The sequence below is a fragment of the Phycisphaeraceae bacterium genome, from assembly GCA_019636795.1.
Classification (GTDB): domain Bacteria; phylum Planctomycetota; class Phycisphaerae; order Phycisphaerales; family UBA1924; genus JAHBWW01.
Genome location: JAHBWW010000003.1, coordinates 247,064 through 269,120 on the forward strand (window position 1 = coordinate 247,064; position 22,057 = coordinate 269,120).

5 protein-coding genes are annotated in these 22,057 nt (G+C 60.4%); all 5 read right to left on the bottom strand.

Features of this window, described 5'->3' with window-relative positions:
* Positions 1-5: 5 nt before the first annotated feature.
* On the bottom strand, positions 6-9,926 hold the full coding sequence (locus tag KF757_07190) for a filamentous hemagglutinin N-terminal domain-containing protein (protein MBX3322760.1): 9,921 nt from the start codon (positions 9,924-9,926) through the stop codon (positions 6-8).
* A 140-nt stretch (positions 9,927-10,066) separates the two neighbouring features.
* Positions 10,067-12,016 carry a ShlB/FhaC/HecB family hemolysin secretion/activation protein gene (locus tag KF757_07195; GenBank protein ID MBX3322761.1) on the bottom strand — a complete coding sequence of 650 codons (1,950 nt, stop codon included), beginning with the start codon at positions 12,014-12,016 and terminating at the stop codon, positions 10,067-10,069.
* A gap of 253 nt (positions 12,017-12,269) precedes the next feature.
* On the bottom strand, positions 12,270-16,709 hold the full coding sequence (locus tag KF757_07200) for a hypothetical protein (GenBank protein MBX3322762.1): 4,440 nt from the start codon (positions 16,707-16,709) through the stop codon (positions 12,270-12,272).
* A gap of 37 nt (positions 16,710-16,746) precedes the next feature.
* On the bottom strand, positions 16,747-21,297 hold the full coding sequence (locus KF757_07205) for a hypothetical protein (GenBank protein MBX3322763.1): 4,551 nt from the start codon (positions 21,295-21,297) through the stop codon (positions 16,747-16,749).
* 47 nt (positions 21,298-21,344) lie between these two features.
* Entirely contained in the window at positions 21,345-22,046 is a 702-nt protein-coding gene (locus KF757_07210) for a DotU family type IV/VI secretion system protein (GenBank protein MBX3322764.1), read from the bottom strand.
* Positions 22,047-22,057: the final 11 nt, after the last annotated feature.

The window sequence follows — 22,057 nt, forward strand, 5'->3', positions numbered from 1 at the left end:
CGTGCTTACTGCTCGATCTCGATGACCGGAGCGAGTCCGTTGTGCTCGCTCGACCGGACAATCTCGACCGGTGCCTGACCAGCCACGAGCCTGCGGAAACCATCGCGATCCAGGCCACGGGGTGCCAGTTCATTGAGTTTCAGATCCCAGACACGGCGCAACTCGTCGGCTGAGAGACCCATCGCCCGCAACGATTGCATCAGGGCTTTGAGTTCATTGACGTATGTCGCAGCGGCCGGATAACGCGATTCGTTAGCCATCAAATACGCCATCCAGACATCGGCAGGCAGTTCGCGTGCTTCGGCCAATTCCGGGTCGGTTGCCTTCAGCGAATCGCGGCAGTCCTCAAGAACCTGCTCAAACGATGCCAGGATCTTCGCGGAGGGGGCATCGGCGGGGTTTTCCGCGATTGTCCGGCCGTCCATCATCACGGGCTTGACTGCGCCGGTCTGAGGATCGACCTCGGTCATGAGTCGGCCCGAGTCGTCACGACGACCATACCACAACAGCAGATACCGTTCAACAGTTTGTTCGGTGATCGTGCGTTCGAGACGTTCGAGGGTGATCTCAGGTGCGCCATCGCCACTGAGATTGGCAACGTCGATGAACATGCCGACGCCATCGAGCGAACCGAGAATCGTCTGGGTGACATCCTGGCGGGCGTACGAGCCTTCGGGATAGTCGCCAGCGTACCCGCGCGGGTCGAGTCCAATCTCACGCAGAATGTCGCGCACCGTCGAAGCAACGACCGTACCCGCTTCGACCGAGCCACCTTCTTCAGTCCGGACAGCACCCGCGATCGACTCGGCGATGTTGGTGTTGCCGGGGCCTTGTGCACGCAGATCAAGCACGAACCCGTTACTGATGAAGAGGTCTGCCGATGCAAGCGGAAGCGACCGGATCTGAAGGTCGCCCAAGTCCTGCACGCTGCCCGTGATCAGGACATTGGCACCCGTCGCGGCCAGCGACACCGCACGCAAAATCTCGCCCTCGAAGAGTTCTCCGCGGCGTCCTTCGACACGCAGGGTCTGGCCACCCACAAAGATCCGCATTGAGCCGGTGGAGACCAGGTCCGTGCCGTCGTCATCGGTCAGTCGCAGCGTGATCGGGTCGAAGGTCTTGCCACTCGGGCGATTGCGGATGGTCAGGTCGTTGCTGAGACGCAAGACCATGTCGCCGAAAGTTGTGATGTCGGCGATCCGGGCGTTGGTGGCATCGAGCGTGAAGTTGCCCAGCGCGGTCAGCGCTTCGCCATGGCCCATGTGCAGTTCGCCGACGTTGACCGTGAAGTTGCCCCGCTGGCCATTGGCAACGAACGCCTGAGGATCGCCAAAGACTATGGTCGCAAGGATCGATGAGAACCGCTTGCCATCCGTCGTCATGCGTCCATCAATGTCCGCGCCGTCGATATTGAGCATCAACTGCCCGAGGCGAACGCTGTCGCCGACGTTTCCGCGGAACTCGATCACGGGCATGTTCGTCGGGATCGCATCGGTCCCGCCGACATCGTTCAGTGCGAACCCGGTCGAACGATCGACAATGATCGTGAGTGAATCGGCGCCCGCGGTTGCACCATTGACATTGCCGAGGAACCGGATGGTGTCAGCAGCGTTTGGCGCGATGCCATCGCCGTGTGCCTGCATGCGCACATCGCCTCTGATCGTCACGTTGTTTTCGTAGAGTTGCTCGCTGCTGGTGTTGATCGTGGTGGCTCCGCCGGTCTGGCCGACGACAAGCCCACCTCCACCGAACATCAGCGAACTGAATCGTCCGGTTGCCCCGACGTTGCCCGCGATTTCGGTCTGGCTGCCGCCACGAATCTCGATCGAGTTGAGCCCGGTGCCCGAGTCGATGTTGCCCAGGAAACGCACTACACCCGCCGAGATGGCGCGGTTGCCGAACATCAGCGCGTCGGCATCGACAACAAGTGCGTCGAATCCGGAGGTGTTGCCTCGGAACTCAACAAGTCCGTTGGCACCCGTGCGAAGCGTGAGACGTTCGTCGAACTTCTTGTCAACCGTGCCGCCGATCTCGCCGACGCGGATTCGGCCGTTGCCGCCCGTTTGCACTGTGTGAACATTGCCGACGATGAGGCGGTTATTAAAGACGATGTCACCCGAAAGCGAGTTAAGCACACCGCCACCCAGTTGCAGCGACTGGTTCCCGGTATAGGTCTGGTTCCCCGAGGTGAAGACGTTGGAAAGCACAAGGTTGTTGGCAATGAGATTGACCGAACGGAGGCGAGTCGTCGTGCCGATGCCGCTGCCGGGCGCGAGATTGATGTTCCCACGTCCGACATTGAGGTTGAAATCGCCCTGATTAGCAACGAGGCCCTGAACGCCACCCGTGACGGTGAAGTTGCCATCGCGAGCCGCCCCGAGTGTGTTGAGTGTTGCGTTGGAGGAGATCAGAGCGTCGGAAAGCATGAAGAGATCGCCGCCGCCGGTATTGATGCTTGATGCGAGAATCGATTGATTCCCGCCGATGGTGATCGTCCCACCCGAGCCCGCGATAGCGCCATTGAGACGCGTTGTGTCGGTGGAGTTCATCCTCATCGCCGCAGCATTATTCAAAGTCAGCGTCTGCCCGCTGAGAATCTCAATCCCCTGTCCGAAGAGATTGAGCCTTGAACCGAACGCGAGGTCGCTGATACGAATCAGGCTGTTCGACTGCTCGAAGATCTGATTGAACCCGGGGTTGCTCTGGTCATTCGACGCCGCGATGCCGCCGATGTTCAGGGAACTTGTTGCAAGAGTAGAGCGGAACCGATCAAAGGTTGCCTGACTGATTTCGAGAATGTTGTTGCCCAGAATCTGAGCCGTACCGAGCGCGATCTCGCGCCCATCGGTGAAAGGCCGAATCAGTGTTTCACCACGGACGAACACATTGCCGAGGACTGCCAGCTCATCGCCAAAGATGAGCAACGACTGAATGCCGGTGTTGTTGGAGTTGCCAATGCTGCGAAGCGTGACGCCATCGCGCCCGCGCACACCGAGCGACATACTTGTGCCGGGCATGCCGAGAATGTCAGCCAATGCCACGCGTCCCTGGTTTGCGTTGAAGTTGAGCGTGCCCTTGGTAAAGGTGATCAGACCGCCCGTGAACGTCAGATTGCCCGCGTGCGCGATGATGCTCTGGTCCGTTCGGCCTGGAGGCAGTTCGAACATGTAGTTGCTCGCAGCGAAGGCCGACGAGTCCGAGTCGATACGGGCCATGTTGAAGTTGATCGTATTCGAAGAGATCGTGAGATCGCGCAGACGCTGCGACTCGACCGTCTGGCTCCCGATCGGAGCATTGAGGTTGACGATACCGCCACCCATATTGATGGCCAGGTTGTTGCGACCGGTGATCGGCGCGTCAATGGTCAGCGTGCCATTGGCGTTGTTGAACGTCGTGTTGCCCGCGAGAGTGATACCAAAGCCGGTGAGACTCATGTTCACGCCGTTGCCTGTGTACACGCCGTCAAGCGAAATATTGCCGGTTGCGCCCGCCGCGACTTTCCACGCTGTGGAGCCTGCACCAAACTCGATACCGCCGCGACCGGCATTCCCCGTATCGCCAAAGAACAGATTGTTGCTGTTGGTGGTAAACGTGATGTCCGAGTTCGCGAGCATACCGCCCGAAGAGAAATACCTGGCAGCATTTGTGTTGTAGTGGTCGCCCTGGAATGTGACGAGCCCCGTTCCGCCGATGTTGGTATCGCCGGTGACACCGCTCTTTCCTGCAGTTCCGATACCCGCAAGATTGATGACTCCGCCGCGAACGAACAAACTATCAATCGCGATTGTCTGCCCGATCAACCCGAGATCCACACGGCCCGCACCCGCCTCGATGCGAAGCGTATCGAGGCCCGGCAGGCTTGCAGCGTCGATCGGCCCGAGCAGGCTCACATCGCCGCCAGCCGTCAGGAGTCGCACATCACCCAGAATCACGCTCCGCACCGCTGTGCCGTTCAGACGCGAAGAGATAATGCTTCCGCCCTGTGTCGAAATCGTCGAGTTGAACACCACACCCAGATCGGCAAACATACGCAGCGATGCGTCTCCTGTGCCAGTGATGTTGCGGTTGATCGTGATCGCGCCCTTCGTCCGAAGCTCAAACGGATCGCGAATCATGAGCGCCAACCCGCCAGCATCGCCGACAACATTGATGTCGTTCGTCGAGGCGTTGCCGATGCGCACAACATTGAACCCATCGGCCAATGCATCGATGTCGGTCTTGGTGAGGTTGAGTTGATTGGCGACGGCTCCATCGCCCCCGAGCGTGATGCCGAAGGCACCATTACGCTGCAGAATTGTCATGTCGCTGCCGACGATCGACCCAATTCCACCTTTGAAATCAATGCGATCCGACGTCAGCGTAAATGTATCGGCAAATGCACTGGCACCAAAGTGAATCAGGCCCGCAATCGTGCCGTCGCCAGCAACCACGTCAACCAGCGAGAGTCGCGCGCCATTCGCAGCCAGACCCTGGAAGTTAATGTCATCACGCACACGCGCAACAAGTCTCGCGTCAGCATCAGCAGCGTCAACCAGCAGATTCGCAAGGTTGACATTGCCGCCGTTGAGTGCGGTCAGCGTCAGATCCGTGCCATTGAACAGATTGATCGTCCCGCCGTTGAAATCGATGTTTCCGCCTCGTGAGAGGAACTCAGTGACACCACCGCCCGTGCGGTTGATGTCGTAGAACGTGGCGTTGTAGTTCTGAGTGATCGCACGGTACCCGCTGCCTGCGAATGTGATCCGCAGCGCATCGAGCACTTCGATAAGAGAGAGGTGGCGTCCATCGGCGCTTACACCCACCACATCCTCGAACCGGACGAGCCCGAGCGGACCAGCGTCGATCCGCAGTGTCGCTGTGCCCGGCGTCTGATCGAGCACCGAGCCCGCGAAACGCACCTGCCCGCCGGACGAGAACACTTCGAACAGCCCATTGATGACCGTCGTGCTCTGCGCATCGAATGCACCGCCGCTGGTCGTGACGCGCACCGGCCCGTTGACAATCAGTGCTCCGCGTGCGGTGACCGCGCCACCCGCCGTGGTCACGTCGCCGCTCAGACTCGTCAATCCGTTCAGATCGACATCGCCGCCCACGGTGTTGATCGTGCTGAGGAAGCTTGAGGTGCCGAGATTCCCCGCATTGACAGTTACTCCGTTGTCATTGACGCCATTGGTCGCGAGCGCGCCGTTAAAAGTGAGACTGGCGATGCCGTTGTTTCCAAGTGCGCTCGTGACGGAAATTCCGCTCGAGTTTGCACCCAGCGCCGTACTCGACAGCCCAGCGAACACCCCCACATCGCCCCCGCTGCCGTCGGCATCGATGACAATCTGAATATTGCCGTCAAGCGTGCTCAGGTCGTTGTTGAGCGTGATGCTGCCATCCGAACGCATCGCGATCGAGTTCTCGCCGATGATGCCGGCTCCTGCCGTCATTTCGAGCATGGAGAACGCAATTCCCTGCCCGATCATGCCGCTCCCAAACCGCAGTTCGCCGGTGCCCGCATCGAGGACCAACGCTTCGTTCGTTGCTGCATCGAGTGCGCCGACGAATCGCATCGTGCCCAGATCGGTCACGATGGTGCGCGTTCCGCCGCCATTGATGCGCAGGTCGCCATCGAACTCCAGATTTCCCGTGCCCGTGACATCGCTGAACAGATCGATCAGTGTGCCCAGACCCGATGCCCGCAATGTCGCATTCGTGGTGAGAATGCCATTGGTCGCTTCGAGGTGCAGATTGCTCGCCTTGGTTTCAAGAGCGACGCCAGTGATACCGATCTGATTGAGCGCGATCAGGTCGAGTGCTGCAAATGATGAGTTGTTGTTGATAGCACTGATGTCATTGCTGCGAATCGTGAATGCACCGCTGTATGTGGTTGAAACTCCATCGAGTGTCGCCAGCGTCGCTTCCTGACCCGCAAGCCCGAGGCGAACGCTTGCCACGCCAAGATTGTCGAGCGTGGCGTTGCTCAGGTGGAACCCACCGTTGTCATTGCCCACGCTGAACGTGTCGGCCAGGATCGCCAGCCCGTTGCCCAGCATGACCCCGCCGAGCACCAGCCCATCCGTATCAAGCGCGATGTCGCGCCCGGTCGCGTCCAGTCCATTGGCAAACTCGAGCACCCCATCAAGTGTGACCTGAAACTCACCCGCTCCGCCCGTTGCATCGACAGAGCCGATGAACGTGAGGTCGCCCGCGCCTTGAATGTTGCTCAACAGTGCCGTCCCGCCGCCAGCATTCACGACGAACGGATTTGTACTCTGGAAATCGATGAGTCCCGTGCCCGCATCGAGGCTTAGCGCGCCCACCGTGTTGAGCCCTTCGACACCTGCACCAAACACAATACCTGTGCCCGCCTGCGCGTCGAGCGAACTGAACTGATAGGTTGTGGGTGCCGCGCCACCGAAGAGCAACTGTGCCGAACTGGTCAGCCCAACACTCGAAGCACTCGCAAACACCGGCCCATTGCCGAGCAGCTCGAGATCCCCGCCAAGCGTCTCGATCGCAAGCACACCATTCGTGCTCAGTTCGCCCGGCAGATTCGCCGTCGCACCAAGCCCGCTGCGCGATGTGATCGAAAGACCATTCGTGCCCGTCAGACTGTTGTCACCAGCCATGGTGAATGAGTCGGCGATGACCGAGAGGTTGTTGGCTGCGACAAAGCGCCCCGCAGCACCTGTCTCGAAAGCACCATCAACGTCAATCGTGACATTCTGGAACCCCGAACCGAACAATGCTTGTGCGTTGAGGCCTCCCGTGCCGATATTCAGTGTCGCCGAGTTGCCTGTGAATGCTCCGCCGAGTGCCGCATTGACGAGCAAACTGTCGAGGTCGAGCAGAATTCCGCCGGTGCCCGAGTTGACCGTCGGCGCCCCTGTTACAGAAATCGTTGGCGCAGTGATGTTGATTGCGTTCGTACTCAGGCCGTGACCCGTCGCGGTGATGTTCGAAAGAATCGACAACAGGTTCGGGGTCGTGAGAGTGATCGTTCCGGCGGTGCTGACGATGCCCGCAATGTTCTCACCACTCACCGTTACGGATCCGACTTCGATACCTGCGCCATTAATAAGTTCGTTCAGCGCGAGGAACACCGAACTGCCCGCCGATACAGCAACGCGACCTGTGATCACTTCGAACGGCGTTCCGGAACTGCCGATCGTCCCTGCTGCTCCGCCTGTAGTGACCAACTGGATCTGGGCAGCCGAAATCGTGCCTCCGGTCGAGCGAATGTTGCGCCCGCTGATTCGAGCGTTGGCTGCCACCGTAATGTCGTCAGCAATCACCAATTCACGAGCGGTGACCAGTTTGAGCAGACCCGCACTGCCTGTCACACCCGCGAGAGTTGCCACGGTGCCGATCGTGACTGGCGAAGATCCATCGAGTGAATCGATGTTGACGAACACGGAGCCGCCCGCAGCCACTGCAAGACGGTCTGCTTCCACAGCCGTCCGTGCCGCATTGGTGCCGACTCCGTTGGCGCCGACATTGAGTCCAACCTGACTTGCCCGCAACACGCCAGCGCCACGAATGCTCTCGGCGTCCAACACGATCTGTGTCGAAGCGGTGATGCCCTGCGTCAGCGTGATGCGTTCGGTCGTATCGAGCAAGATGCGACCTGTGTCGCTTGTGATGCCGGCTGTGCCATCGACTGTGCCGACCGTCACGCCTGCTGGTGGCGTAGTGCGCGATGACCCATTCAGGAAGATGCTCCCCGTTGCGCTCGCTGCCAACGTATTGGTTTCGAACGCCAAACGGGTTGCTTCGGTGCCGATCGTGCCGTTGGTTGCTTCCACCGCCGCCGTATTGCCTCGCATGGCTCCACCGGTAGCACGAATATCCTCGCCTCGTGCAACAACTCGGCCTGTACCTGAGTTCATGTCCTGCGCCAGCGTGATGCGCCCGGGGCTGAGCAACGTGATGTTGCCGTTTCCGCTCGTAATACCATTGATTCCATCGACAATCCCGACAGTGACCGCGCCCAGTGTCTGGCCGAAGATCGCGCCGCCTGTCGACGACATCGCGATCGTTCCGACATCCAGCCGCATGAACAGCCCTGATGTTCCTATGGTGCCGGTACCGTTGGCGATGGAGAGTCGCGCACTGTTGGCCGTGATCCCGTTCCCCGCAGCTGCCTGCAGAATGTTTCTACCCGGGCCGGCCGTGCCATTGTGCGTGATGATGACCGAGCCACCCGCCGCATCAATGGTCGAGATCGTGATCGCGTTAGAGGTTTGGTCGTTGTTGAACCCGTTGTCGAGGCTAAAGCGGATCGTCCCGCCCGCTGTGCGAATGACCGCGTCACCGGCCATAGTAATGAATCCTGTGCCGCCGCCGCGATCAAGACCGGCCGGCACACCCGCAGGGTCGAAACCGGCTGCGTTCGCGAAGACCTCGAACGACCCGCCACCGAAGTCAAGCGTCACGCCCGCTTCGAAGATCACCCGACGGCCAGCCTCGACGATCAATGTGCCGAACCCGTCTGCACCAACATCGGTCACGTTGACGGTTGCATCAGCCAGGAACGTGAAGTCGCGCGTCGTCTGAAGCCTCATCACGCCGCCATTGGCCAGCAACGACAACTGTTCAGCCAGTTTTGAATCCGTGATCGTCACAGTCTGCGGCGCGTCGAAAAACGCGATGTCCGTCAGCCCGCCGCTGACGTCATCGTTGCGCTCCACACGCGTGTCGCGCGGGTCGAGCAACAGTTGGCCGGCTTTGCCATTGGTCGCTCGCACGTCGGCCAGGCCGCGATAGACCAGGTGCTCCTTGCCCGAAACTTCGACAAACCCGCCCGCGCCGCCAAGGGCACCGCCGCGCGCCGAGATGAATCCGCCAAAGCCTGTCACCTGATCCGACCACACAATCACGCGCCCACCGCTGCCCGCAAGCAACGCATCGGCCCGAATCAAAGTCGAATCCGTTACCAATGTGCGGCTTGCAGTCGGGCTCAGGCCCTGACCCTGATAGTCGCCACCGATGCGAATCACGCCGCCACCAAGATCGCCCGAAGCGTCGATGTGCGCGCCATCAACCACAACCGTGTCGCCAAATACATCCACGCGCCCGCCGCGCTGCATCGGTGCTCCGGTCGCGTCGATCTCGCCCGAGACGGTGACGGTGCTGTTCTTGCCGCCACGAACCGTGATTCGATCGCCTCGCATACTCGATGTGTCGAGCACTGCCAATGCGAAGTGGTCCCCCACGCTCAGCATCGTCTGGAAGGAATCGATCGTGCCCGCCTGCGTGATTCCGCCTTCGACCTGCGGATCCTTGTTGCTGATGCGCGCAAAGACGTGCCCACCACGCTCACCGATGAGCACTTCATCACCGCTGGCCAGAGTCACCATGCCCTGCGGCGCGACGATGTGCCCGTAGTTGGCAACCCGGCGCCCGACAAGCCCGATTTCTCCCGCTTCGATGCGACCCTGGTTGATCACATCTCCCGCGACATCCGTAAAGCGGTTGTTGCCTGCGATGAAATCGCGGTTCGAGATATTGCCCGCCGCTGCATACAGGCCGCCGACATTGAGCACCGAGTTCTCGCCAAACACAATGCCTGCGCGATTCACAAAATACACCTGCCCGTTCGCGCGAATCGAGCCGTCAATAAAGGTCGGAGCGTCGCTCTGAATCCGGTTCAGCACGCGCGCACTGGCCCCGGGCTGAATGAAGCGGACTGACTCATGCTGGGCCAGATTGAAGCTGCTGTAGTTGATAATCGCCCGATCGCTCGCGCGGATGACCGTCAGGTCGCCCTGGCGATTGAACGTCGCTGTCCCATGCACCACTTTCTCGCCTGTGGGTCCGGCGAGCGCAGGCACACTCATCAACCCAACCAGAGGCCCCGCCAGGAGCAAACGCGATACCGTCCCCTGTCCGAGACCCTGCCGCTGCTTCCTGCTCGTTCCGACGCGTTGACGCTTCGCCATCGCTTGCTCCTGATCTGATCGGCAACTACGACTGTTCCTGCCGATGCCGCTGCTGGATTTTCACTATCGGACCTGACTCTGCGTAGCAACCCCTTGCCACACTTCGGGTTGCATACCAAGATACACCAATCCTCTTCCCATTAGAAGAGAATTGTCAACACAAAGTGGAAACGACTGTCGCCGACCTCCTCCTGACCGTCACCAATCTCGTCAAGCACCACACCCCAGTCCGTCCGAAAACTCAGATTGCTCATCAATTGGAGTTCCACACCGAGGCCTGCACCTACCAGTGTCTCGTCACGCTCGAACACGCGGCGGTCGCTGTTGTACACCTGCCCAACGTCCAGAAACCCTTTGAGTACCAGATCCCAGTCCGGACGCCCATACACCGACTGAGGTGAAACCTTGAATGGGCGACCACTACTGAACAGAGGCTTCGGCTCAGGATTGATCTTCAGCGCACGCGGGACATGGAACCTGTATTCCAACGTTCCCACCCACGACGTATCACCCGCAACCGCCGATTCGCTGTAACCACGCACCGTGTACAACCCGCCAAGCACCTGCTCCGCATTGGGAATCAGACGCTTGCCGAACGCATACTGCCCCCGGAACGACAGAAACACCTCATGCGCCAGCGTCGAACTCCGAGGCGTCGATGGGTCTGACCACGCTGTATAGTTGAGCAGAGGCTCAAGAAACACGCTCAGTGACGTGTCCCACTGGAGCACCTGCCAATCCTTGTCCGGTGACAGCCGGCCCAACTGCTCCAGCGTTGCAGTTTGCGCGCCCGACACCCCCGACATCGTCCATTCATAGTTGAGCGACCCGAAGAATGACGCAGTATCAGTGATCTGCTGGGCCTGAAGACCGATGCGGGGAATGAACAGATCGTCCTCGCCTTCATTGCCGGTTCCGAGCGTGGCGTTTTTGATCGAGATGTGCTCCCATCGCGCCCCGCCAACGACATCGAGGAAGAAGTTTCGATTCTGGTAGATGTTCCAGATCAAGTCGCCACCGAGCGTCCACCCGTCGCCCTCGAACTCTTCTTCAAGCACGCCGACATCCGATGCGGTGAACTCGTTGTACGAACCCTGCACACGCCAGCGCAGTCGATCAGACCCGCCAAAACGTGCTTCATATGACCCGACAACCGCGTGCGACGCTTCGAACCCTGCGGTGATGTATTCGATGGACAGAATGTCATCGCGGCCGGTCAATTGATTGTGAATGAACCCGAATCGCTGTCGCCATTCCTCTGTATTCGATGTGCCGGTGTTCGAGAGTTGTGCGTAGACGGTCCAGGGCTTGCCCTCCTGCACCAGATAATGCACTTCGACCTCGCCCTGCTCAGCGCCGCGCGCGATCGCCACATCCACCCGTCGCCCAGGGTGACGGTTGAGCATCATCGCGTATCCGTCGAGCAGATCGCGTCGCACCAGATCGCGCCGCTCGGTCGTTTCGCCTTCGACATAGGGCTGCACCGGCGATCGCTCCACGATGCGACGATGTTGCCTCGCGTCGATGCGATCCTCGATTCGAATGCGATCGCCCGACGCGATCGAGTGCAGTTCCGTCGCGCGAACATTGTAAATCAACAGCGTCAGACCCGTCTCGTCCTCATCGCGCAGATCGCGCAACCTCGCGCTGATCTGCCTCGAATCCGGCTCCACCAGAACACCCGCAAGGCTTCGCTCCCTGAACTCCACCACAAGCGCACGCCCGATCGCCCGAATGGCCGACGCATGCAGGTTCCGCACCTGCCCATCGCGCAGGTCCGCGAGCGAGAGCGTCATGGTTGGCAACCCCGGCCTGGCCCCGACCCACCCGCTCGGTGTCTGCACCAACTCGAACCGCACACGTTCCAGTTCTTCGATCGTCGGCAGGTTCGGATGCTCCTGCATGTACTCCAGCGTCACTACACCAATCGGAAACGCGGGCCCATCGATCGCTTCATCCGGCACACTTGGCGAATCGAGAACGATCGGAAACCCATCATCCCCGATCGCCTGATCCCGATCGCGCTTGAGTTCGAGCACCTCCGGTGGCGGCGGAATCCCTCCATCTCCATCCTGCGCTATGGCCGGCATCACCGAAGCCGCAAGGCCCACCAACCCCCATCGCAAGGCGCATCGCAGTTCATATGCATGATCAGATGAGAAACGCCCGAGTTCCCGTCGTCCAAGATTCCGATGGTTCATTCCGTTTCCCTTCATCGCCAAGTCGAGAAGTTGAGCCTCGCACTGGGGCGAATGCTGCTGTCGAGTTGCAACAGTATCAGCCCCGGGCAATTTCCGCAACCGACGTGACCTTATTCTTCACACAGTATCTTTCGCATTCGCGTCAAAACGCCGCCTTGTCCAGCACCGCCATCACCCGTGCTGCAACGCTCAACCTCGCGTGCCCTGTAAACGCAAGCCTCACGCCAACATCGCTCCATCCGCCGATCACATCCTTCGCCTCACGAGGCTCAAACACCGAAACATCGGCTCGGCTGAAGACCGAACCCCCAATCACTCCTGCTCCCACCTCCCGCGCCAGCCTCCTCGCAGCGTCAGCATCCACTGCCTTGGGATTCGAGCCAAACGCGCGATAGGCGTCCTCGTCATTCGACCTTAAAACCACATACTCGCCCACATTTCCCACAAGGTGCCGGAACGCCGCTTCGGGCCCAGCATCGACAGCACTCACCCACAACTGCTCATCATTGAATGTGTGCGCTTCCTCACCACGCCAGCCCTCGAACGCGCCCTCATCGGGTAGCCTTCCACGCCATCCCGGAGTCGCCAGTCGCGCCCGAATATGTGCCGCCTGCTCCGCAACCCGTGCATCCCGCAGGTTCCACCCGCCCGAAAGTTCAAGCCCCGCAACTTCATTCGACGCGGCACGCCACTCGTCGATTGTCGGCAGCCTGCACCCCAACCTGCCCGCAATGAACAACGCGTCTGACAATCCAAGCCGATGAAATGGATGCTTGCGCCCTGGCCCGGCACCGCGCAACGGCCTCACGTAGTAATCCTGAGGCTCAAAGGTCCCGGCAACCCAGGATTCCGCCGCCCCGAGCGCCACATCGTCGCGCGATGCTCGCCACTGCCATGTCAACATACCCACACGCGATTCCTGCCGATCACTTGTCCCGCCGAGGCTCTCGATCAGCCCACGCCGCGCCGTTTCATCAGACGCTGCCAGCGCCGCCACCACACCAACCGACAACTCCTGCACACTGACATACGACGTTCGACCCGAAGCATCCGTCACCAGCCGAAACTCCAGCCGTTCAGCAGCACCGCCCGACCCAAGCGTGTACACCAACGTCTGTTCGCTACTCGCGACATCTACCGCCCAACCCGCCCGCGCTGGCCCCACCGCCGAAGGATCCAGCGGAGGCAGGCCGTCCGTCGGCTCATCCACCACCGCCAGCACCTCCGCAAGCCACCCCGTGCTCATCCTTTCAAGCGAATGCGAGCGAACCGACTCACGAATCGCCGCCCGATTGGTCTCATCATCTGCTTCAGCCCGAACCGCATCGCGCAGATGAAGAGCAAGTACACGCAAACGCACTGCATCATTCGCATCCGCGATCGTCGCGCCGCACCGTTCACGCAGTTTCAGCACCGATATGAACTCGTCCCAGTCCGCCGCGCCATCCGCAGTGCGTTGCCAGCCACGCGCCAAGTTCTGATCAACCTCTGACCGTATCTGGCTGACACGCTGCGCATCATCCAGCCTCGACGCAGCCGTCACGATTCGGCTCCGAAGTTCGATCGCTTCTTCCAGTTCCGACCGTTGCGCAGGCCACGCATTGGACTCCTTGGCCAAACTCCGCCACGCGTCGAGCCTCGCGCCATCATCAAGACCTGCCCCCACGGCCAAACCCATGAGCGCTGTGCGATCTGTCCGAGCCTTGCGCACCGCTCGCAACCCCTCGATTCGCTTCCAGAGCGATGGCGCCAGCGATTCCCACATCGCCCAATCGCCAAATTGATCCTGCCCCGCGCCAAAATGCTCATCAAGAAGCACTTCGAGCGTGCGACCATCCGCGCCAGGCTCATCAATCGCATGCATCGCACTCACGCGACGCTCAACATCTCGCAACACTCCAAGCCGGTCACGCATCCCGTGCCCCCACGCAGCCGTCACCTCGGCAACGCGAGCCGCAACCGTATTCTCATCTTCAACGATACCTTGACGCCACGAAGCCACAACCTCTGCCACTGCGGAATTCCGCATACCCAACTCGGCAACACGCACCAGGCCGATTTGCCAGCCGCTTGGCGCGCTCTCCAGGCCAAGTTCGACACGGCTCGACTCCTCCACCAGCCGAAGCCCGCCACGAAGTCGATCCAGATCGCGCCGCAAACCCACCAGACTTCCGTCAATCTCGAATCGCGCCAGCAACGCATCGCGCCCGCTCACCCACGCCGCATCGATCGACGCCAAACCGTCGCTCGAAATCGAACCCAATCCACGCTGGCTGAGCACATACTCGGTCGCATCCGTCTCGATGCTTCCTCGCAGCGCACCAATGTCGCGCGCCAGACTCCGCACTTCGCGCTCGAGCGTCTCGCTCGACTGTTCCACATCCTGCCGCGTGAGGCGGTTCCAACGCAGACTCGCAACTGCTTCCAGTTTCATCGCCAGCGTGCTTGCCCGTTCTCTGAGCCCTCCGACCGCATCCGTCGCATCGGCCCCGCCACGCTGCTGCAATTCATCCAGATCCTTCTGAGCCGCCTCCAGATCACGTTTGGCTGTCAGGTTCGGGCGAGGATCATCCTCGGCCCGCAACGACTGATACACATCCTGCCCTACCTCCGCAAGCCACAGCCTCAGCCGGTCCTCGCTGCTTCCCACAATTGCATCAGTGTGTGCCCGACTGCCTGTGAAAAACGCGTCACGATCAACATTTGCCCACGTCGTATCGAGCACGGTCTCGATTCGACGTGTCAGATCCTCCGACTCTTCCAGAGCTGCCGCTGAGTTTGAGAGTTCCTGCACACTTCGAGCCGAAGCAAACGCCGCCAACTGCGAAGCAATCGCATTGGCTTCGCTCGACAGAACCGTGTCGCCGCTCGCCTTCATTCGTTTCGTACTGCGCTCCAGGTTCTCGACCAGATTCCCCAGCGGAGCCGCCGCTTCAATTGCTCGCATCAACCCCGAAGCTGAATCGATCAGATTCTCGCTCCCACCCGGCAGCGATGCCGTGACGAATGACCGCAGTTCCTCAGCTGGTGCCGACCACCTATATGACTCAAACTGCGATATCATCGCTTCGGCCGTGCGCCGCACCGGCCACGACCGCAACCCCTCTTCGACATCCCCTATCAATCGCGTCGCACGCTGCGTCTTGTTCATGATCTCGGGCTTGGCAATCTCATTCGGCACATTCTCCGCGAGAATCGTCACCGTTGGAGGCGGGTTCGAAACCACGTCACGCGGATTCAGACTCACCCGCTCAGCAACGGCGTGCACCACTGGCCCCATCACACGCGATGCGAAGTGGTCATCCAGACGCACCGTGTCCCCTCGCCGCTGCACATCGTCGGCGAACTGTCGAAGCCATCCGTTGTACGCCAGACACCACGCTCGAAACTCCGATATCTGCGCTTCACTCGCGACATAGTCGGTCGCTGGCGTCTGATTGTTCACGACCGGAGGCACTGGCTTCAAAGGCTTCTGACCACCAGAAGACAACATCTTCATCGCTGCAATCACGATGATCACCACCAGCACCACAACTACGCCGACTACAACTCCAACATTCTTCTTGCTACCAGCGGTTTTGACGCCCTGCCCCACGACCCGCCGCGCGACCGAAGCCACCTCGCTCACAACCCCAGGGTCGCGATCGCGTCCAGTCCCCAGCCTTGCCTTTTCAATACGTGCGCGAATCTGCGACCTGAACTCTTCATCAATCGTGTACGGAATGTCGGTACTCAGCGGAATCCGCTTGAGCGCCGCCTGCAGACACAAGAACTGCCCACTCGTCGGCACTCCCACGACAACGTCCACAAACCCGCCGTCAACTGGTGCCATCGCCAGAATCGGCGTGCTCACGTCGACTCGATCCAGCAGATATCGAATCCATCGATCGCACGCCTGCCCCGCGTCTTTCGTACACGCCGGCACACGCATATGCCGAGGTCTCACGTCCACCGTACGCGACTTCTGCCCCGTGTCCTCCTCGTTCCGCAGAAACGAAGAAAACTCACGCTCCAACTGATACCCCACGCGCACAAGCCCTTCAGCCCCCTCGCCCATCGCATCGCACTCGGCAAGCAACACCAACGCGGGAGTACCCGACACGCCCTCAGCCTTTGCCGGCGGCGCGCCCGCTCCGAGCCCGCGCAACTCCTGTCGCGCGCGATCAACCCCCATGATTACGCCGCCTGCATCGCTGCTCGCACGACACTCCGCCGCGAGTCGTTCGAGCCTGTCCAGACATGCCCCCACGACCCACGACGATGCCAAGCCTCGCGCCTGTGCGCACACGATCATCGGATACCGCGTCCGGCCCTTGCCGTCGCTCGAAGACCACATCCGCCCGACAATCAGCCCCTCAGCCCACCGCCAAAGGAACACATGGTCAAACCCATTGCGCCGCTCCTCAGCATCGAGCGCATCCCACGCGCCAGCGTCCAGATTACCGCCGATGCCCTCGACATAGATCAGTCTCTTGACGCGCACCAGCAGCTCGGTCTCAAGCCCCTGATCCGTGAGATGGTCGTCCCACCCGGGGTGCTTCCCGAACGCGCCAACCCATACTCGAGTCTGATCATCTGCCATCGAACGCAACTCCGAGTCTTCGCCTCCGAACCCTCACTCAACGAGGCCAATCGCTCACGCGGGGCCACTCATCACGCGAAGGCAACGCTCCACCGCTGATCTTCACTCCCACGAAATACTGCAACCCCTCAAATCCCGCCTGCTGACTCCGCATCACCAATGGCATCAGCAAGGGACCATCCGCAGAACGCTGCGGGTTCGCATCCTTCATCGCGAGCAACCCATGCCAGGGCCCGGGGATTTCTCCAACTACCTTCACATCGTTACGCAACTGCTCCGAGGGCGCAAACTCGAACTGAATCGCCCCGCTCCGCAGCGGCACCTCCAACTGCCCCAGCGATACCCCCTGCGTCAATCCAGGATCCATCCATCCATCCGTAGTGCTCAGCGCCCGGATTGGTTGGCCGCCCGAAGTCACGCGCGCGCGGCGAAGCCTCGACGACAAGGCAGCATTCTGCTCCGCATTGCCCACCAGCACAATCTCGATCTGCACACGCTCCCTCGCTTCGGTCGAAAGAGCCGAAGTCACTTTATTGAGGTTGCGAATCCATGCCTCCTGAGCCGCGCTTTCGAAAACCCCCTGACCTTTAAGCCTTGCGAGCTTGCGATCTAAATCGTCCGGAATCCCCGGAATGTTCGTCGACCGCGACCCTTCGCCAACAGGTTGACCCGTGCCGACCTCCCCGAGCAGTTTCGTCACCAACTGCCTGGCTCGCTCGACCTCCTCTGGCGTCGAGAAGGTTGTACCATCAAGTGCCAGCGGGAACGCCGGCGGAATCTGACGCAACTGCCTCACCGCCTCCGCTGCGTCGTTGGCATAACTCTGCCACATCGCCTCCATCATCGCCTCGACAAACCCGCTCCAGTACACCCGCGCCGGCGTCATGGCCATGCCCGCTTCAGACACCGTAGCGAGATATTTGTTCTTGAACGAAGAAGCCGGCAACGACCGCAGTTCACTCGAGAACACACGATGAGCCGGTCCAGGATCCCGATTCAATGTCACCCATGCATCACGCGCCGTTTCGGCCTGTCTCCGCAACTGATCAATCTCGTTTGCCGCCAGCGACGATTGATCGCGTTGCAAAGCCGTAATGAAGTCATTGACATTCACTCCGTCCGAGTCCGCCCGATACTCCGCCGGAACAGCCTCCATTGCTTCGAGCAGTCGAGCCGTGATGTGGCTCAGACGCTGGCACGCCAACGACGCTTCCACGTCATTGGCTACCGCCCAGGTCGCTGCCCACGCCCCGCCCGCACCGCCTGTCCCCTGCGCGATGCTCGGTGCATACCGCTTGGGCACTTCAACTCGCCAGTAGTTCACATACTCCTTCGCGTAGGCTCGCAGCTTCTCGCTCAACTTCTGATACGCCGGACTGATCTCGGTCTCACGATCAAGCACACCCACGCCCGTCGTCGCGCTCACCCTCGCATTGATCGCTGCAATCGACGAAAAGACTTCTCTCGCAACGCGCCAGTCATAATCCGGGTTCACAGTGTTGCGATCATCTGTCGCACTGACCATCGGCAGAGTGTCCAGGCCGAGCGAAAGCCTCTCTCGCTGGGCAGCCGAGCCAGACTTGACCAGCGACCTGATCTCTCCTTCGCTCAACTCCTTGAGCACATCGCGCACCACCGCCGTCATGTTGAACGACTCGTACGCATTGAGTGCCTCGGTGCCCACTCGCCGCACCAGTTCAAACCGCGGCATGCCCTCCATCGCCGAAGTCTGCGAAGGCAGCTGCGAACGCTCCCGATCCATATCACTCTTGAGTACACCTGCCCACCTGCCGAGTGCAAACACATCCGTGCCCGCTCGGTCGCGATCGCGTTCAATCACACCAGCCACCGCGGCAATCCGCTCAAAACGCGACTGATAGTGCACACGCGTGCTCCCCTGCGCCCGACCGGCCAGCCTCATGCGAATCTGCTCAGCGTTGCTCTTCGGATCCATCAACGCGTCCACGCGCGTATCAACATCCCGCACATACTCGGTCTGGCGCTCCTGCAGCGCACGCCGAAGCTCGGACAGCTCTGCTGCTCGCTCGGTCTTGTCGGTGCTCAGGTCCGTCGGAATTGCATCAATCAGAGCTTTAAATGTCGCGTCAACCTCGCTCGTCGCCATGCGCTTCGCCTTCGTGGCCAGCGAAATCGGCGTCTCCCGCGACAGCACTTCTCCGAGCCTCTCCTTCAGCGGCGGCTGCCCGGGCCTGATCTCAACCTCCGGCTCAAGAGCCATCAACGCATCAAGTTTCGCCTTGCTCTCACCCAATTTCCCGACTTGCTCCAGCCAGGCCTTGCGTCGCTGCTCAAACTCTGCGCTCGATGCCACACTTCCAAAACCCTCGAACGTGAGAACTGCCGCCTCGAGTTCGTCATACACAGTCCCCTCGCGCGCAAACTCTTCGATCAGTCTCAGCAGTCCGCTCTCCCCGCCGCCGCTCGGCCTCCACGCCTCCGAGAACGACGCCGCGCCTCGCCGAACCGCCTTGCGGGCATCTTCGGCGTCCACCTTCGCCACGCGCGCCCACGCAGCGGCATCTTCTCCATAAAGCGATGTCATGATTGCGACAAACTGCGGAACATCCTGCGCAAATGGTTCCCATTGATCGCTCGGCACCGTCGCCGAAAACCCGGAACCCTCCGGCAAATTTCCCAACGAACTCAGCCAGACTTCGTACGTCGGCTTCCACTCTACCCCCGACAAGCCCGCCTTCTGCATGCTCATCAGCGTTCCCAGCACGCCGACTGAGCCAGAGTGCCACCAATCACTCCCAACACGGCTTCGGCCCTCATCGCTTGCCGACTCAAGCATCCGCCGACGCGACTCATTCAAGAACGCCTGCACCACGTACCGATCGAACAGCGATTCCTGCGCCGTCTGCAGCTTATTCCACACGTCCCCCTGCACCGCCCTGACCGGCAGGAAGATCAGTGATGTCGAAACTCCTGCCTCAACCGCCTTGGCGTGCGCGTGGGCATCTACCTGAACTTCGAGCCTCGTTTTGCGACCAACAGGACCAAGATCGAGTGCCGACATGCGCCCGTCCGCATAGTCACCGCTCTCCGGCTGCACCACCGACAACGCGGGATAACTCGGATTCTCCTCGCGCACCACGTCCGCAACCGCCTTCCAGAAGTCGCGGTAATCTCCAACGTTCTTCTGGAGCTGCGTATATCCCATCCACGTCCACAAACCAGTCAGCACCGCAAAGATCGTTCCGCCAACGAGCAGAATCGCCGATTGCCTGCGACGGCTCTTGCTCACGTTCGACTCGCGCGTCACCAGCCCACGCTCACGGAACACCTTCTCCATGAACATGTCCTTGAGAAAGTAACTCCGCTCACGTTCCCAGAGTTTTCCTTCCTTCAGCGCGTCAACCTGCACCCCCAGCACGTCCGCCAGATCGGCATCCAGCGCGTCCCCCTCTCGCATCGAACTCGTGAAATAGATCCCGCGCAGGAACAGGGGCTTCTGCGACCACTCTCCCGCCACAAACACCATCTCAAGATACCGCCGAAGCCGCGGTGCAAGCTTCACAAGACTGTCAGGAAACGCATACAACGCATCGACCTGATCGATTCTGTGGTCCTGTGGGTCATCCGAATGCACGGGGTCCGACATCAACGCAAATCGACGACGCACCAATTTGCCACGCACAGTCTTGAGGTGCTGCTCAATCATCGACGGATCAAACGGCGTATCAAGATCGTTCGGGTTCGACCACCCCATCATCTGCATCTGCGTCACCGGGTCGGTCAGATCATCGAAAAACTCGCGGAACCCGTTGATCCGGTCCGCCTTGCTGATGATCACATACACCGGGAACCGAACCCCCAGTGCACGCTGAATGTTGTCCAGTTGCTGCGCAATCTTGCCGCCCTTGCGCTCGATGTCGTTGGCCGAATCCTTGATCAGGCTGTCGGCCGGAATCACCAGCAGCATCCCATTAAGCGGGCAGTTCGGCCTCGCGATCCGAAGCAGTTTTAAGAACTCGGACCACTCGCTTGTCTGTCCCGGCTCAAGATCCTCGAACATCAAGCGACCGGCCGTATCGATCATCACCGCCTGGTTCGTAAACCACCAGTGCATGTTCACCGTGCCGCCAACCCCCTGCAACTGATTCTGCAGCCCCGGCGGGAACCCGACATTGCAATGCCGCATTGCCTCGGTCTTGCCCGAGCCAGGCTCGCCCACGATCACATACCACGGCATCGTGTACAGATCCTTGCCGTGGTCCTTGAAGACCTGAATCCCTTCCTCGAAACGCTTGCGCAAATCATCCAACTTCGCGCGGCTGCCTGGGTCGCTCACACTGCCAGGCGTCGCAGCATTGCTCTCGGCCAACTTCTGCTCGAACGGCTTGGCCTTGCGCTTCTCCATCTTCTTCATGATGAACATGAAGATCCCGCCCACCAGTGCCGCTACCGCAAGTGCTACCAGCAGCAGATACCCGAACGCATTGCCAAAGACCCCCATGCTGCTCAACCAGAACAGAATGGCAACCAACCCCGCGCCCGAAAACAGCATCATCGCCGCCTTCACCGGCATCGGAAGATTCACAAACGCTGTCAGACTCGGCCTCATATCCGTAACTCCCGGTTCGGCGCTCCGCGCCGCATTTCAAACACCCTTCAGTTCTTCTTCAGACTGCTCGGCGTGATGATCTCATCCAGCGCGCTGCCAAGTTCCCCAACCGCTCCGGCGTACAAAATCCAATTCGTCACCAACACGCCGATCAGCACCGCAACCAGCACCACCACCATGCCCGTCAGGTTCCGCAGCGGCGGCAGATTCAGAGGCCTCGTGTCCACATGCTCGTACGCTTCCTGACAGATGCGCCCGCTTGTGTCTGTGTCCATCACGCCACGAATCCGCGCCTGAATCTCCATCATCTTCTTGCGCAGATACTCAGGCTGCCCCGTGTAGAACCCCGTGAATCCAAGCCCAAGGCACGAGTAATACACGACAAGCCGCTCCACCGCAGCCTCGCTCGGGTCCTTCAGCGTCTCATCCAGAAGATCAAAGAACTCTTCGTCGCCCGCCATCTTGCCCTGGTCGTGCGCAAGTTCACGCCACTGCCCCGCGAACGTCAACCGGCTCTCCTTGATCATGAAGTCCACGAAGTAGATCAACGCAAGTTCCACCTTCGCGAACTGATCCGAAAGCCCAGGCTCCTGCGACGCACGCGCTCGCATCTCGCTGAACAAGGCCTGAATATCCGAACGCACAAGATTCGGTTCAAGACCCACTCCCTTGCGCGCCGACCGGTTCAGCCTGCACACATACTGAAACAATGGCTCGCATAGATCGTGCAGTCGCATCTCCGTACGCATGTCAACCCCTC